The sequence below is a fragment of the Acidicapsa acidisoli genome (assembly GCF_025685625.1).
GTDB lineage: Bacteria > Acidobacteriota > Terriglobia > Terriglobales > Acidobacteriaceae > Acidicapsa > Acidicapsa acidisoli.
Genome location: NZ_JAGSYI010000003.1, coordinates 270759 through 285780, shown reverse-complemented (window position 1 = coordinate 285780; position 15022 = coordinate 270759). Strand labels below are relative to the sequence as shown.

Here is a 15022-nt window from a genome sequence, read left to right as displayed (position 1 = left end):
TCGAAAGGTGCACGCCTTCATCCACCGAAAGGCGGAGAGATGCGAGGAAGAAAGGAAAAGGGCCGCTCTTGGATTGAGCAGCCCCTTCGTAATCAGTTCGGGAGATATTGAAAGGCTAGACGCCGATCACTGCGCAGAGTTCCTTGACTGCATCGGCGCTCTTCTTGAGGGCTGCATCTTCTTCGGCTGTGAGCTTGATTTCGATGATCTGCTCAAGGCCAGCCGCGCCCAGCTTGCAGGGAACGCCGATGTAATAGCCCTCGATGCCGTATTCGCCTTGCAGGAAAGCCGCGCAGGGCACGATCTTCTTCTTGTCCTTGAGAATCGCTTCGACCATCTCGACTGCGGCAGCGGAAGGAGCGTAGTACGCGCTGCCGGTCTTGAGATGCTTCACGATCTCCGCGCCGCCGTCGCGCGTGCGCTGCACGATAGCAGCGAGGCGATCCTCGGCGATCAGCTCAGTGATGGGAATGCCAGCAACCGTTGAGTAGCGCGGCAGAGGGACCATCGTATCGCCGTGGCCGCCGAGGACAAAGGCAGTCACGTTTTCGACGCTGACGTTCAGCTCTTCCGCGATGAAGGTGCGGAAGCGGGCTGAGTCCAGGATGCCTGCCATGCCGATGACACGCTCGCGGTTGAATCCGGACTGCTTGAAAGCAGCCTGCGCCATGGCGTCGAGCGGGTTGGAGACGATGATGAGAATCGCTTCGGGCGACTGCGCCACGACTTTTGCGACCACGTCGGACATGATCTTGTAGTTGGTGTGCAGCAGGTCGTCGCGGCTCATTCCGGGCTTGCGCGGAATGCCCGCCGTAATCACCACAATGTCGGAGTGCGCCGTGGCGGCGTAGTCGTTCGCGCCGGTCACGTGCACGTCGCGTTTTTCAATGGGCATGGCTTCGAGCAGGTCCAGCGCCTTGCCCTGAGGAATGCCCTCGACGACATCGATCAGAACAACATCAGCTAGTTCCTTGGCGGCAATCCAATGCGCCGCTGTGGCGCCCACATTACCGGCGCCTACGATACTTACTTTCTTCCGCATACTTCTCCTCATTTGTGCTTTGCGCACAAGTTATAAGTGCACTTACATGTTCGCGATCATGCGTGTGGCAAATTCGCTGGTGCCAACCTTGGTTGCGCCTTCGAGCTGCCTCGCGAAGTCATAGGTGACGGTCTTCTGCACGATGGTCTTTTCGAGCGCGCTTTCGACCAATTTCGCGGCTTCCTTCCAGCCCAGAAACTCGAGCAGCATCACGCCGGAAAGAATGACGGAGCCGGGGTTGATCATGTCCTTGTCCGCGTACTTGGGCGCGGTGCCGTGGGTTGCTTCAAAGACGGCGAAGCCGTCGCCGATGTTCGCGCCGGGAGCGATACCGAGGCCGCCGACCTGCGCTGCGGCTGCGTCGGAGATGTAGTCTCCGTTGAGGTTCGAGGTGGCCAGAACGCTGTAATCCTCGGGGCGAATAATGATCTGCTGGAAGATCGAGTCGGCGATGCGGTCATTGACGAGGATCTTCTTCTTCCACTGGCCATTGCCGTGGGTTGAGCCGATCGAATCGAGAACGGCTTTGATCTCGGCATAGAGCTCCTTGCGGAAGTCATCGGTGCCGAACTCAAGGCCGGGCTCGATCAGCGCTGCGTTCTCTTCGATGGTGATCGACGGGTTGGCTTCGACGTTGCCCAGAATCCAGCTCTCGCGCTCGGTGACGGTCTGCTCGCGGAACTCCTGCACCGCGACCTCGTAGCCCCATTCGCGGAATGCGCCTTCGGTGAACTTCTGGATATTGCCCTTGTGGACGAGGGTGACGGTCTTGCGCCCGGTATCAAGGGCAGCACGAATGGCAGCGCGAACGAGCCGCTTGGTGCCAAAGATCGAGATCGGCTTGATGCCGACGCCCGAATCAGTGCGCACCTGCTTTTTGCCGCCCTTCAGCAGATCGTTGTTGAGGAAGTCGATGAGCTTCGCGACGTCGGCCGAACCCTGCTTGAATTCAATGCCTGAATAGACATCTTCGGTATTTTCGCGGAAGAGCAGGATGTCCAGCTTCTCGGGATGCTTCACGGGCGACGGCACGCCGGAGTAGTACTTGACCGGGCGGACGCAGGAGTAGAGGTCCAGAATCTGCCGGAGGGCCACATTCAGAGAGCGGATGCCACCGCCTACGGGGGTGGTCAGCGGTCCTTTGATGGAAACGCGCAGGTCGCGGGCTGCGTTTACGCTGTCGTCGGGCAGCCATGTACTGAACTGACGGAAGGCTTTTTCGCCTGCGTAGATTTCGAACCACTTGATTGCCCGCTTGCCGCCGTAGGCTTTCTCGACAGCTGCATCAAAGACTCGCTGCGATGCTTTCCAGATGTCGCGGCCGGTGCCGTCGCCTTCGATGAAGGGAATGATTGGGTTGTCGGGAACAGTGAATTGTCCATTTGTATATTCGATCGGCGCGCCATCTGCCGGTAAAGCCAATCCGTTGTAGCTACTCTGCATTGATCTCCCCGTTTCCTTTCGACGATTCAGATTCGATATTCAGCTCTTCACAACAAAAACACGCCATTATTAAGCCGAAAGAAGAGGCTAACACTCTGAATTTAGAGGTGGCAATTCCGACGGAAACCTGTCTTACGGGTCGTATTTGTGAACGCCGGGTCAATCTCGCATCGAACGCGCCGGCTTCGCATCTAAAGATAGGTTCCGCTCATCAGCGATGCGATAAACTCGAAGGTCTGAGCTGTCGTGTTTTCAAGCGGAAACGTCCGGAGAAATACAGGAAATGTCACACCTCGCAAGCACCAAATCAAGAAAATACAACGTCGGACTGGTCCAGATGCACATGGGGCCTGACCCCAAGGCCAATCTGGCTGCGGCGCTGAATCACATTCGTGAAGCCGCGCGCCTGGGTGCCAATGTTGTCTGTCTGCCGGAGCTTTTTCAGGCGCAATATTTCTGCCAGCGCGAAGATATTCGGCTTTTCGATCTCGCGGAGGCTATACCCGGCCCCGGCACCGCGGCCATCGGCGAAGTGGCGCGAGAGACGCGCACCGTGGTGATTGCTTCGCTCTTTGAGCGCCGCGCCGCCGGGCTGTATCACAATACGGCAGTCACCTTTCATACGGATGGCAACATAGCGAGCGTTTACCGCAAGATGCACATTCCGGACGATCCGCTGTATTACGAGAAGTTCTACTTCACGCCGGGCGATCGGGGCTTCCAGGCTGTCGATACGGCATTCGGGCGTATCGGGACGCTCGTGTGCTGGGATCAATGGTATCCGGAAGGTGCGCGTCTGACTGCGCTTCAGGGCGCGGAAGCCCTTTTCTATCCGACGGCTATCGGCTGGCATCCGGCGGAGAAGGCTGAGTTTGGCGCGGCGCAGTATGACGCCTGGCAGACGATCCAGCGAGCCCATGCAATTGCCAACGGCGTGTATGTCATGGGCGTAAACCGCGTCGGACATGAGCAGGGCGATGTGCTTGGAAATCGCGTCGAGGGACCGGGGCTGGAGTTCTGGGGCGGTTCATTTGTAGCTGATCCGTTTGGACGGATCATCGCCAAGGCCTCGCACGACGCCGAAGAAGTGCTGATTGCAGAAATCGATCCTGCGCTGCTTGAAGACACGCGCCGCAACTGGCCCTTCTTGCGCGACCGCCGCATCGATGCCTACGGTGGCGTTACGCAACGATTCCTGGACCCCGATCCCTTGCTGGCGGAGCTGAAATAAGCATGGGGATGGGAGATACGCCAGCGTCATTGCCGCGCGAACTTGGGTACAAGATGCCCGCCGAGTGGGAATCGCACGAGGGAACCTGGATCGGCTGGCCTTACAATGCGTCGGACTGGCCCGGAAAGTTCGCGGCGATTCCGTGGGTCTATGCGGAGATCGTTCGGCTGCTTTCGCAGCGGGAGAATGTGCATATCCTGGTGCATGGCGAGGCGCAGGAGCAGCGGGCGGCTTCGATTTTGAAGCGCGCCGGGGCTAATCTTGGTCAGGTCAGCTTTCACCGGTGGCCGACCGATCGCGTCTGGCTGCGGGATTCTGGGCCGATTTTTGTGAAAAACCCGTCTGGCGAGTTGGCGATCACGGACTGGAAGTTCAACGCCTGGGCCAAGTATGACGACTGGCGGCTCGACGATCAGGTTCCGGGGCACGTGTCAGAGCTGCTCGATATGCAGCGATGGCAGCCAAAGGTGACGCTCGCTGATGGAACAAAGCACCGCCTTGTTCTGGAGGGTGGAAGCATCGACGTCAATGGCGCGGGAACGCTGATTACGACGGAAGAGTGCCTGCTGAGCGAGGTTCAGCAGCGCAACCCTGGCGTCAGCCGCGAGCAGCTTGAGGCGGCATTTCGCGATTACCTGGGCATTGAGCAGGTCCTGTGGATGGATCGCGGCGTTGCAGGCGACGACACCCACGGGCACGTCGACGACATTACCCGATTTGTCGGTCCCTCGACGATCGTTACCGCAGTTGAACCGAATACGGCCGACGAGAATCACGCGCCGCTGGCTGAGAATCTGGCGCGGCTTAAGGCTTCACGCACTCCCGACGGCAAGCAGTGGACGATTGTCGAGCTGCCGCTGCCGCGCCCGGTAGTCTTTCGAGGACAGCGATTGCCGGCCAGCTACGCGAATTTCTACATCGCCAATGGGCTGGTGCTGGTGCCGACCTTCCATGACCCAAATGATCGCGTTGCGCTGGGCATTCTGGCCGAGCTTTTCCCGGATCGGGAGGTCATCGGAATCCACTCGGTGGATCTCGTCTGGGGTCTGGGAACGCTGCACTGCATGACTCAGCAGCAGCCCGCCGGGTTCTGACGTCGTTCGCTTCGCAGGCGAAATGTAAGAATGATTGAAGCGGAATGAACGATCTCGACTATCTCCAATTTGCGCTCGATGAGGCTATTGCCGCCGGACAGGCAGGCGAAGTGCCGGTGGGTGCTGTGCTTGTCTATCAGGACGAAGTGCTGGTGCGGGCACAGAATCGCGTTCTGCGCGACAATGACCCGACGGCCCACGCTGAAGTCGTGGCGCTGCGTGCTGCCGGGCAGGCGCTGGGCAATCACCGGCTCAATGGCTGCACCATGTTTGTGACGCTGGAGCCCTGCTCCATGTGCGCCGGGGCGCTGGTGCATGCGCGGCTGGACCGCGTGGTCTATGCGACCGCCGATCCGAAGGCTGGCGCTGCCGGTTCGGTGCTTTCGGTGATCAACCACCCCCGGCTGAATCACCAGATGCAGCTTGATTCGGGGCTGCTGGCGGCAGAGTCGAGTGAATTGCTGCGGGCGTTTTTTCGCGAGCGGCGGTAGTCAGTAGATAGTCATCTCCGCGTCAGATACCGGATTCGCTCAGCCTGGTCCGGCCATTGCTCAGCCAACTCCGCAAAATTTCCGCGCGTATAGTCCGCAAAATCGAAGCCAGGAACGACGGTGCAGCCCAGGAGCGCCACTTTGCCGTCTCCGATCAGGCGAGTTCCTTGCCAGACGCCCGCCGGAACCAGCAATTGCACATGTTGACCGGCGGCCAGGTCGGGGCCCAGGGCCACGATTTCGGAGCGCCCGTCCGGCCAGAGCTGGAGCATCTCGACCGGGTCTCCGAGATAGAAATGGAACAGTTCGTCCGATGCGAGCATGTGCATTTCAGAGAAGGTGTCGGGTTCGAGGAGGTAGTAGATCGCGGTGCCTGCGGCTCGTTGGCCTCGTTCCAGTTCGACGGTCAGCTCTGAGGTGTAGGTCCGGCGGAAAAAGCCGCCTTCCATTGGGTGGGTACTAAGCCGTAGCAGCTCCTTGATCTGGGCGGCTGTCAAATGGGGTGGGGTGGTCATGGTCTGATCCTATTGTTGTATGGCTTTGACGCGCATGGCCATTACGAAATCTTGATGCTCAGGCTAGAATTGCTGGCATGCAAATTCTCATGTATTCCGCGCCGTGGTGCCGCGACTGTCGCGAGACGAAGCGCTATCTCGACACGCACGGCATCGCCTTTACCGAGATCGACATCGAGGCTGAACCTGCCGCTGCCGCCGAGGTGTTGCGCCATGTCGGCAAACGCGCCATTCCGCAGCTTGTGCTGGACGGCGAGTGGTTTCAGCCGTACAAGCCGGGGCGCGGAATCCTCTACGACGAGCTTGACGCTCGCTTTGGAATCAACACGAGACTGTAGCCAGGGCCCAGATCCGGCGATCCAGACGTGGCAATCCAGACGCAGGAATGGAAGGCGGCTGGGATGGGCCACAGCCGCTCCGTATTCCGCCTGGTCTGGCGAAATTGACTGCTTAGGCCGTGGCCTACTTATTCTCGGTGGTGAGTTTAGCCGCCTGCACAGGGGCTGATTTTTGTTCCCAGAATGGGTCGTTCTTGACCCACTCGTCGGGGACGTAGCTCTGTTTTGGGTTAAACGAAAACAGTTCGTGGCGCGATGACGAGACCGATGCCGCGACCAGCTCATCCAGTTTTTTCATGCCGTCTTCGCCTATGGCCGCCACGAATTGCTTATCCTCCATCGGCCCTTTGTCGAGTTCGTCGAGCGACTTCCTTGAAGTGAACACGACATATTCGCCAGCGTCGGCTCCGAACTCCATCTCGAACATGGCCCAGTGAGCGCCGAGGTTAGCCTTTTCATAGCCGGTTTTGACCATCTTGACCAACTCTCGCCATTCCTGGCCGTGGCCGGGGCGAACCTGATAGACGGATGCCTCCATGTAGCGCATTTTCGATAGGTCAGCCATGGGATGAAAGCTCATTTCTTCCTGGTAGGTCAGGACCATCGAGTCCATGCTATCGAGTAACTCCCCGTCGGCCATTGCAGCGCGGTCAAACTCGGCGGAGAGCGCCTGATTTTTGTTGACGGAATCGTTGACCTTTTGCCAAGCCTCATACGAGTCGTACGAGGTGAGGTAGAGCGCGCGGCTCTTGCCGGTCAGCGAGTTCATGGCGATGTAGTGAGCGGGTATCTTGCCGTTGGCCGAGGCCCGGACGAAGGCGCTTTCAGTGGTGTCATGCGCCGCGCCGCTTTTGCCTGGTTTGGTGAACTCCCGCGTAATCTGCAAGACCTTGGGTACGAACGCGGTTGACGGAGTAGTTTCCTGTGCGGCAGCGATGCCAACGCAGGCAGCCGCGAACGAGATTCCCAAAAGAATGGATGTTGCTTTCTTCATGTTTGCAAACCTCCCAGTTTGCCTAAAATGCCGGACTCGTTAGCAAGGTCCGCGACCCGAGGATGTACTCACGGAAGCAGGATGGAAGCAACGATTGGGGGAGGACGAGCGCGCGTCTCCGCGGCGCGCGGCGGAAGCGAATCGGCTTAAGCCGCGAAGACCTGGATTGAGTCAGGGGTCGAGCTTGAAACCAGCGGTAGGCCCGAGGATTGTGTGGCAGTACTCTGGTCCATCGCAGGCTGATTTGTCAATGAAAATACAGAAGCCGCCCGCGCCGTCGAAGGTCTCTGTTCCGGAAAGCCGCTACAATAAAGGGTTGCCGCGTCGCCTTTGGATGCGTCCGGCCTGGGGAGAAGACCTCTTTTGATCGATCGTTATACGCTGCCCGAGATGGGCCGCATCTGGACCGAAGAAAACAAGTACCGCTGCTGGCTTCAGGTGGAGTCTGCAGCGAGCACCATTCTTGCCGAGGACGGCGTCATTCCAGCCGCCGCTGCGGAGGCCATCGCTACCCGCGCCAGCTTTGAGGTAGGCCGCATTCAGGCCATCGAAGCTGAAGTGAAGCATGACGTGATCGCCTTCACCACGGCCGTCGCTGAGTCGCTCAAGGTGCAAGGGCTAGAGGCCGAGTCCCGCTGGCTGCATTACGGCCTCACTTCCAATGACATCGTCGATACCGCGCAGGCTTTGCAGGTGAAGGAAGCTGCGATTCTGATTCGGGAAGCTCTGGTCGCTTTCCTGGAAGTGCTCAAACGCCGCGCTATCGAGTTCAAGCACACGCCAACGATTGGACGCACGCATGGAATCCACGCGGAACCGACCACGTTTGGCCTCAAGATCCTCAACTGGTACGCCGAGATGCAGCGCAATCTGGTGCGCTTCGACGCCGCGGCGGAAGATATGCGTGTGGGCAAGCTTTCGGGCGCGGTCGGGACATTTGGTCACCTGAAGCCGGAACATGAGGAGCGCATCTGCGCGCGGCTTGGTCTCAAACCGGCTCCGGTAGCGACGCAGGTGATCCAGCGCGACCGTCATGCCGCATTTATTTCGGTGCTGGCGCTGATCGGGTCAACACTGGATAAAATTGCGGTCGAGGTGCGGCATTTGCAGCGCACGGAGGTTCGCGAGGCGCAGGAGTACTTCAGCGAAAAGCAAAAGGGCTCCTCGGCGATGCCGCACAAGAAAAATCCCATCACGTCGGAGCAGATCAGTGGCCTGGCGCGCGTGCTGCGCAGCAATGCGCAGGCGGCGTTTGAAAACATTCCGCTCTGGCATGAACGCGATATCTCGCATTCGTCGGTCGAGCGGGTCATCTTCCCGGATTCGACGATCCTCACGCACTATCTTCTGACGAAGACCTCATCGCTGATCGACCGGCTGCTCGTGTACCCGGCACGCATGATGCGCAATCTGGAAAGCACTGGCGGCCTCATTTTTTCGGGCCAACTACTGCTCGATCTCGCCGAGGCTGGCATGATGCGCGAGGATGCCTATCGCCTTGTGCAAGGCCACGCCATGCGCGCGTGGAAAGAGGATCTCGTCTTTCGCGACGAAGTAGCGCGGAATGCGGAGATTACCGCGCTGCTTTCGACCGACCAGCTCGCCAAGACTTTTGACATGACGCGGCAACTCGGTAATGTAGACGCTATCTTTATTCGTGTACTTAAAGGCGAATCGCAAAAGTAAGGAATTATGCCACCAGAGGAAATTGATTCATTACGAAAGAAACTTGATCAGCTGGACTTGAAAGGGACAAAAATACGTCCATTCAAGGGGCTTCCGGTGATGGATAAAGCATTCTTTCCCGGTGGCAACGGATTGTTTGAGGGGAGTGGAGGCACTCTGCCTAGGGATGGGATTCTTGTTCTCGGTTCCAATTTTGGCTGCGTTGCAGATTTCATCGATGAAGCTGGAAATCTAGTGCGACTTGACGAGACATTCAGCAGTGCTACATGGAAAGGGTTACGGAGTATTCTTCCGAAAACCCCGATCAAATTTGACGAGTGCTTCTTTACGAACGCTTGGCCCTACTTGCACGAGGGTAAAAGCAATCTTACGAAGGGGCTAATCTCTATTTGGTTGCGAGATGATTCCCTTATGAAGGAAGGTGTCCGTTTCTTCAAAGAGACGCTTTCCACGATTCAGCCTAGACTCATAGTGGCATTAGGTACTGGGGCGCCAATATTTCTGAGCCGAATATGGCCCAGAGAGTTAGAGGCATGGGGAGGTAATTCGACCACTTCCATGGATGAAATACCAATGGCAGAGGTCAGTTTAGACTGTAGAGTCGCGGTCTGTACTGCAATTACTCATCCCTCATGGCCACCGAATGCTAACCTCAGAAAAGCTCCATATCAGGGTCGTGAGGGCGAAATCAGACTCCTTAAAGAAGCCGCTGCCAGAGCCGGAATTGGATAGACCTATCGAAGACGCGGAGGTTGCGTAAGTGGAGGCCGCAAATCTCATAGTCGCCATGACGGGCGCGTCCGGTTCTGTCTTTGCGCGCGAGCTTTTGTGCGTCTTAGAAAAAGATGCGCGCGCAGCGCGGGTCCATTTTCTGCCCTCGGAGAACTCGCTTCGTGTGCTTGCTGAAGAGCTTCAGATCAGCGGGCGCAACAACTTAGTCGAAAAGCTGCTGGGCCACGCGCCGGCGAAGACCATCCAGCTTTCCGATCACGATATCGGCGCGTCGATTGCCAGCGGCAGCTATCCATCGAGTGGAATGATCGTGCTGCCGTGCAGCATGGGTACGCTCGCTTCGATCGCCAGCGGTTTCGCCGACACACTCATCAGCCGCGCTGCGGACGTTACGTTGAAAGAGCGCCGTCCGCTGATTCTCTGCGTGCGCGAAACGCCCTTCAACCGGATTCATCTGCGCAATATGCAGTTAGCTTCGGATGCGGGCGCGGTGATATTTCCGGTTATTCCGGCTTTCTATAATCGGCCCATCGATTCGACCGAGATGGCGCGGCAATTTGTCTATCGCGTCCTCGCCCACATCGGTTTGCCGCAGAAGGACGCGTATATCTGGAAGCCCGGCGAATAGTAGCATCCAACTCGTCTCCGCGATAACTATTCCCCAACTATCATGGGCTGGCTCGCAGGCCGGGAATACGAAGTCTCCAGAAACCGTGTGATTGCCGGACCAAACACACTAGAGCAGCTTAGCGGAGCCAGATGCCCGCAGCCCGAGGCGACCACCATGTGCGATTGTGGAATCAACAGGTGAATTGCCTCGCCCTCGCTCAGCGGAGTGATCCTGTCCAATCGGCCCCACAGAATCAGTACCGGCATCTTCAGCGACGGCAGGTCCTCATCCATCACATCTTTCGCCGTGAGCATCGATGCCACGGCTCGCTTGACCACCCATGCATAGCTGGCCGAGATGCGCAGAATATCCTTCGCCACAAACCGGGGAACTGCTGGGGGATGCGGCATCAGCAAAGCGTCCAACTGATCCAGCTCGGCAGGAGTTGTAGGGGTGAAGAGCCGCGTGTCCCACGTGGGCGGCATCGTCAGCCCGGCGCTATCCATCAGAATCAAGCGGCTCACGCGCTCGGGATGATCAACCGCAACCTTCTGTGCGATCCATCCCCCCATGGACCAGCCTGCCAGGTCCGTTCGCCTCAAGCCCATGGCGTCGAAAAAGTTCGCAACCAGACTAGCCTGATCGCTGATCGAGTAGGTGGCATTGATCGGCTCTTCGGATTGTCCAAAGCCCAGCAAATCAGGGGCGTAGACGCGATATCCGCTTTTTTCGAGATACGGCGTCAGGCTGACGAAATCCTCGGATCGGCCGCCCAGTCCATGAATCAGTACGATGGGCGAGCCTGAAACCGGGCCGCTCACGTAGTAGTGAATGCGGTGGCCGTCGATCATCACAACGCGGCTTTCGGCGCCGGTGGCGCGCATCCGCAGTTCCTGAATATGGCCGAACACCCAGGTCGGGCACGAATAAAAGGCCGATCCTGCGCATGTCAAACCGGCGAGGAACGCGACGGAAAGTGTCCAAAAAAGCTTTTTCCTAGCCATAATTGCCTGCCTCTTGTGCCATTTGCCATCCTTTTTCGATGACCTGCACAGTAATGGATTCCAGCGAGTAGAAATTCGTATCCTTCCACTCAGCTCGACTTACCCAGGCAACTTCTAACGCGTCGCTTGACGGCTGGATCTCGCCGCTAATCACTCGACACCAGTAATCCACAACTACATAGTGATAGCGAACCAGCGATTCGTTACTATCGCTATTTCTATAGATGCGGTCTATGACCTCAACGATAGCCTCAGGCCTCACAATAAGCCCGGTTTCCTCCAAAACCTCGCGCTTAACCCCGGCAATCAGGGTCTCACCCAGCTCCAGAAGTCCTCCTGGAAGCGACCAATGGCCCTTCATCGGCTCGGTTCCGCGTCTAATCAGCAGCACCCGGCCGCGATCATCGACCACGACGGCGCCCACGCCGACCAGCGGGTTCGAGGGAAACTCCCGTTGCGCCAAACAGCAACTCCTGATGTCGGCCTGTGATCTGAAAGCTTAGACGCTTCTCAGGGAATATCGTGCATCGCCAGCTCGATGGCGAAGCTTCGACGGCCATCTTTTTCGGCGTACGCCCACAAACCGTGGAAATTCTCCCGCAGCTCCGGGTGCAGCTTCAGGAACGCGCTCATCACCGCAGTGGCTTCCGCCCGCGAGGCTGCGGGATCAGTCAAACCCGTGCCTTCATAAACGACCGCGAGATCCGGGCTATGCAGAGTCGTGTCGAGGTGAACCGCAGTAATTCTCCAGATCTTTCCGGCATCGGCTCCGGCACCGCTGACCGTCAACGGCAGCGTGTCGGAGGGGTTCGTTCCGAGCTGGGACTGTTCCCGGTTGAGCTTGTCGAGATGCGGCGAAGAAAGAAAATCCACAGGCAACAGAAGCCAGCGCGCCGTGTCGTAGCTGAACCAGGCGCTCCAGACGGCCTTTTTCGCGGCAAGTTCCCGCGCATGGCGCCAGTACCAGATGCCGTCATGCCCGTCGAGCGCGCCCTCCCGAACAAACATTCCCCCCAGCTTCCATTTCCCGCCCGCGTTCGAGTCCGCTCCCAGAATCAGCGCCAGTTGCCCAGCAAGCGGTGCGCCTTCGTAATCCGCGATCAGCAAGGCGTAGCGTCCCGCCGGCAGGCTGCGCAGGCTGACGGTCATCGTTACGGAGCTGTCTGCATTTGTGCAGAAAAACTGGGTGTCTTCGGGGGCTTTCAGATCTGTTGCATCAAGCAGATAGCCATCGCTCCAGTAGGCTTTGCCACCCTTTAGAATCGGCGCCGCACTCTGGGCGACACCGCGAATGCTGTCCCAATCCCCGATCACAGCCGGCAGCAGGGAGGCTTGCAGAGCGTCGAAGTTTTGAACTGCTACGGCGTCGGCAATGGAGTTTCCTGCCGCGAGCAAGGCATCCCGGTCGGCTGGCTTGAACGAAGCCTGGGTGGTGCAATTGACCGCGAAGGCAGGCAGCGCAGCGAGCACGCCGACGGCCAGCAGAAGAATGAGGCGGTGCAGCTTCGAGCTGTGTGAAAGAGTCCTACGGGAAGGAGCCCCGTTCGCGAATACGCCTTGTTCTTGCAATCCCAGTCCCGAATCGGGCACCATTTGTTCAACTCCCGCCATGACTTCAGCCCCGGCATGCTGTGAGCGTTGGCCAACTCTTGCTAGTCTAGTACAGTGGGTGCTGCGGCTGTTTTCAGGACGCGGGCAATCGGTCAGGAAGTTTGCAATGGCATTGGATTCCATTCTTCGGCATACCGGATTGGCGGCAAGGACGATATCTGTTGCGGCGTTATGCGCTGCTGTTATGCCCATTGCCGTAGGCGCGCAGGCCAGCGCAAATGGAACCACCCCGCCAGCACAGGCTCAGGGACAGCATTCCCAGATCACCCCGAATTCCGCAAAGCATCCGGCGCATCGCCGCGCGGCGAAAGCTAAAGCATTGTCCCCGGTCGCTGAGACACCACCTCCGCCTCCACCACCTCCGCCGCCGGACTGGCCAGTCAACGACAAGGCTCAAGAGGCCTCCGTGGATTGGAATGGCCGCAACCTCCGTATTGCCGCCACAAACTCCAGCCTGCAGCAGATTCTGCGCGACGTCTCGACGGCTACTGGCGTCAAGGTGGAGGGCGAAGCGGCAGATGAGCGTATCTACGGAAGCTATGGACCGGCCCCCGCGCGCGAAGTTCTCGCCAAACTCCTTGACGGCACCGGCTACAACGTCCTGATGGTTGGCGACAAGGGCGAAGGAACGCCCAGAGAACTGGTGCTGACGGTCAGAACCAATTCCGCCCCCAAGCCTTCCGCCGCAGACAATCCGACGAGACAGAACGCAGACGACGAAGCGCAGGAAGATCCGGAACCCCCCGAGCAAACCAATCCCGTTCCGCACCGGCCTTTCGGGGTCTCGCCCGCAGCACAGCCGGGGCAAGGCCGCAGCCCCGAGCAGATTATGAACGAGATGCAACAGCGGCAGCTGCAGATACAACAGCAACAACAGCAGATTCAGCAGCAGCAAGGACAGCCGCAACAACAGCCGGGACAGCCTCAGCAAAATCCGCAGGCCCAGCCGCAGCCGCCCAACGATTAGCTGATGCCCGTGAGGGTGCTCTAATCGAATTGTGACTTTTTCGACAATCTGGGCTTGGTTTTTGCCCGTTTCCGTGTGGCTGCTCGCCCTCGGATGGCTCTGGCAACTCGTTCAGTGGGTCCGCAATTCTCCCCGTCTTACCGATCTCACACAGCTTCCCATCGAGCAACTTGTCCCTCTGCCGGTCGATTTGGCTTCCATCCCCGATCTGACCGTAATCGTTCCCGCCTGCAACGAAGAGGATTGCATCGAGGCCACTCTTCGTTCGCTCCTCGCTTCTCGGGGAATTCGCCTGCAAATCATCGCGGTCGATGATCGCTCCACGGACCGGACCGGCGCAATCATGGAAAGAGTGGGTATTGAGGCGAGTCAGCAAGCCGCTCACACTCTTCAGGTCGTGCGCGTCCGGGAACTTCCGCATGGCTGGCTTGGAAAACCACATGCCCTGGCGATGGCTGCCGAAGCTGCTCAATCGGACTGGATTCTCTTCACCGACGGCGATGTCCTCTTCGCGCCTGAGGCGTTAGCTCTGGCGCTGCGCAATGCGCTCGCGGAGCAGGCCGACCACCTAGTGCTGATGCCCCACTGGATCGTGGCCTCTCATGGAGAAGCGGCGATGCACGGAGCCATGCACGCGCTTACTACGTGGACGTTTCACCCCTGGCGCGTTGCTGATCCAAGTGCGCGTGATTTTATCGGCGTGGGAGCTTTCAACCTTGTCCGGCGAAGCACGTATGAGGCGCTTGGCGGTTTCGCTGCGCTGCGCATGGAGGTAATCGAAGACCTGAGATTTGGCTGGAAACTCAAGCGGGCCGGGTATCGCCAGAGATTCGCGCTTGGAGCGGGGCTCGCTTCCGTCCGCTGGTCGCACGGAGCCTGGGGCGTCGTCCGAAACCTCGAAAAAAACCTCTTCGCCCTGTATCGCTACGGGATCGGACTGACGCTGCTATCGTGTCTTGGACTCGCCATTCAGATTGTCTTCCCAATCGTCGCAATCTGGACTGGGGGTTGGTCGCGTATAGCAGCCATCGTTCTCTACGCTTGCGTCGCCGGAATCTACATCGTTAGCCGCAAGGTCACACGCGTTTCGGCAATGTATGTGCTCGTGTATCCGTTGGCTGTGAGCCTGTTTCTGTTCGCCATGCTGCGCTCGATGACACTTGCTCTCCTGCGCGGTGGAGTCGTGTGGCGAGGAACTCTTTATCCACTCAAAGATCTTCGCGATCACGCCGGGAAAATGTGGGGACAGCCGCAGTGACGCCGC

General features: G+C 58.6%; 16 protein-coding genes. 9 read left to right on the top strand and 7 right to left on the bottom strand.

Annotated elements, in window-relative coordinates:
- Window positions 1-115: 115 nt before the first annotated feature.
- Window positions 116-1042 carry a malate dehydrogenase gene (mdh, locus tag OHL23_RS18930; RefSeq protein WP_263353525.1) on the bottom strand — a complete coding sequence of 309 codons (927 nt, stop codon included), beginning with the start codon at window positions 1040-1042 and terminating at the stop codon, window positions 116-118.
- A 42-nt stretch (window positions 1043-1084) separates the two neighbouring features.
- Entirely contained in the window at window positions 1085-2485 is a 1401-nt protein-coding gene (locus OHL23_RS18925; RefSeq protein WP_263353524.1) for an NADP-dependent isocitrate dehydrogenase, read from the bottom strand.
- A 283-nt stretch (window positions 2486-2768) separates the two neighbouring features.
- Between OHL23_RS18925 and OHL23_RS18920 the strand changes: the two genes are divergently transcribed.
- From OHL23_RS18920 to tadA, 3 genes are read left to right on the top strand one after another with little or no spacing between them, the layout of a single operon-like run.
- Window positions 2769-3716 (top strand): carbon-nitrogen hydrolase, encoded by a 948-nt coding sequence (locus OHL23_RS18920; RefSeq protein WP_263353523.1) that lies wholly within the window; start codon window positions 2769-2771, stop codon window positions 3714-3716.
- Window positions 3717-3718: 2 nt separating this feature from the next.
- Window positions 3719-4810 carry an agmatine deiminase family protein gene (locus OHL23_RS18915; protein WP_263353522.1) on the top strand — a complete coding sequence of 364 codons (1092 nt, stop codon included), beginning with the start codon at window positions 3719-3721 and terminating at the stop codon, window positions 4808-4810.
- A gap of 44 nt (window positions 4811-4854) precedes the next feature.
- Window positions 4855-5301: a tRNA adenosine(34) deaminase TadA gene (tadA, locus tag OHL23_RS18910; RefSeq protein ID WP_263353521.1), complete on the top strand. Its 447-nt coding sequence runs from the start codon at window positions 4855-4857 to the stop codon at window positions 5299-5301.
- A gap of 11 nt (window positions 5302-5312) precedes the next feature.
- On the opposite strand, the gene OHL23_RS18905 is transcribed toward tadA, so the two are convergent.
- Window positions 5313-5816, bottom strand: a complete 504-nt coding sequence (locus OHL23_RS18905) for a cupin domain-containing protein (RefSeq protein WP_263353520.1) — start codon at window positions 5814-5816, stop codon at window positions 5313-5315.
- Between the two features lie 77 nt (window positions 5817-5893).
- Here OHL23_RS18905 and OHL23_RS18900 point away from each other — a divergent pair, with 77 nt between their 5' ends.
- A complete protein-coding gene (locus tag OHL23_RS18900) occupies window positions 5894-6154 on the top strand; it encodes a glutaredoxin family protein (protein ID WP_263353519.1) in 261 nt (86 codons plus the stop codon).
- Between the two features lie 124 nt (window positions 6155-6278).
- On the opposite strand, the gene OHL23_RS18895 is transcribed toward OHL23_RS18900, so the two are convergent.
- Window positions 6279-7148, bottom strand: coding sequence for a hypothetical protein (locus OHL23_RS18895; protein ID WP_263353518.1), 870 nt, complete (start codon window positions 7146-7148; stop codon window positions 6279-6281).
- 363 nt (window positions 7149-7511) lie between these two features.
- On the opposite strand from OHL23_RS18895, the gene purB reads away from it, so the two are divergent.
- Genes purB through OHL23_RS18880 form a run of 3 tightly spaced genes read left to right on the top strand, consistent with a single transcriptional unit; the run spans window position 7512 to window position 10194 of the window.
- Entirely contained in the window at window positions 7512-8834 is a 1323-nt protein-coding gene (gene purB / locus OHL23_RS18890; protein WP_263353517.1) for an adenylosuccinate lyase, read from the top strand.
- A 6-nt stretch (window positions 8835-8840) separates the two neighbouring features.
- Window positions 8841-9566, top strand: a complete 726-nt coding sequence (locus OHL23_RS18885) for a uracil-DNA glycosylase family protein (protein ID WP_263353516.1) — start codon at window positions 8841-8843, stop codon at window positions 9564-9566.
- A gap of 28 nt (window positions 9567-9594) precedes the next feature.
- Window positions 9595-10194: a UbiX family flavin prenyltransferase gene (locus tag OHL23_RS18880; RefSeq protein WP_263353515.1), complete on the top strand. Its 600-nt coding sequence runs from the start codon at window positions 9595-9597 to the stop codon at window positions 10192-10194.
- Window positions 10195-10220: 26 nt separating this feature from the next.
- Here the strand turns inward: OHL23_RS18880 and OHL23_RS18875 are convergent, their stop codons facing one another.
- Genes OHL23_RS18875 through OHL23_RS18865 form a run of 3 tightly spaced genes read right to left on the bottom strand, consistent with a single transcriptional unit; the run spans window position 10221 to window position 12773 of the window.
- Window positions 10221-11180, bottom strand: coding sequence for an alpha/beta fold hydrolase (locus OHL23_RS18875; RefSeq protein WP_263353514.1), 960 nt, complete (start codon window positions 11178-11180; stop codon window positions 10221-10223).
- Window positions 11173-11643 (bottom strand): NUDIX hydrolase, encoded by a 471-nt coding sequence (locus OHL23_RS18870; protein ID WP_263353513.1) that lies wholly within the window; start codon window positions 11641-11643, stop codon window positions 11173-11175. Before OHL23_RS18870 ends, OHL23_RS18875 begins: the two co-directional genes overlap by 8 nt.
- 47 nt (window positions 11644-11690) lie before the next feature.
- Window positions 11691-12773, bottom strand: a complete 1083-nt coding sequence (locus OHL23_RS18865; protein WP_263353512.1) for a hypothetical protein — start codon at window positions 12771-12773, stop codon at window positions 11691-11693.
- 124 nt (window positions 12774-12897) lie between these two features.
- Here OHL23_RS18865 and OHL23_RS18860 point away from each other — a divergent pair, with 124 nt between their 5' ends.
- Both OHL23_RS18860 and OHL23_RS18855 read left to right on the top strand, forming a co-directional pair.
- Window positions 12898-13758, top strand: coding sequence for a hypothetical protein (locus OHL23_RS18860; RefSeq protein WP_263353511.1), 861 nt, complete (start codon window positions 12898-12900; stop codon window positions 13756-13758).
- Window positions 13759-13819: 61 nt separating this feature from the next.
- The gene (locus tag OHL23_RS18855; RefSeq protein ID WP_263353510.1) at window positions 13820-15016 is read left to right on the top strand and encodes a glycosyltransferase; all 1197 of its coding nucleotides are present in this window, start codon (window positions 13820-13822) and stop codon (window positions 15014-15016) included.
- Window positions 15017-15022: the final 6 nt, after the last annotated feature.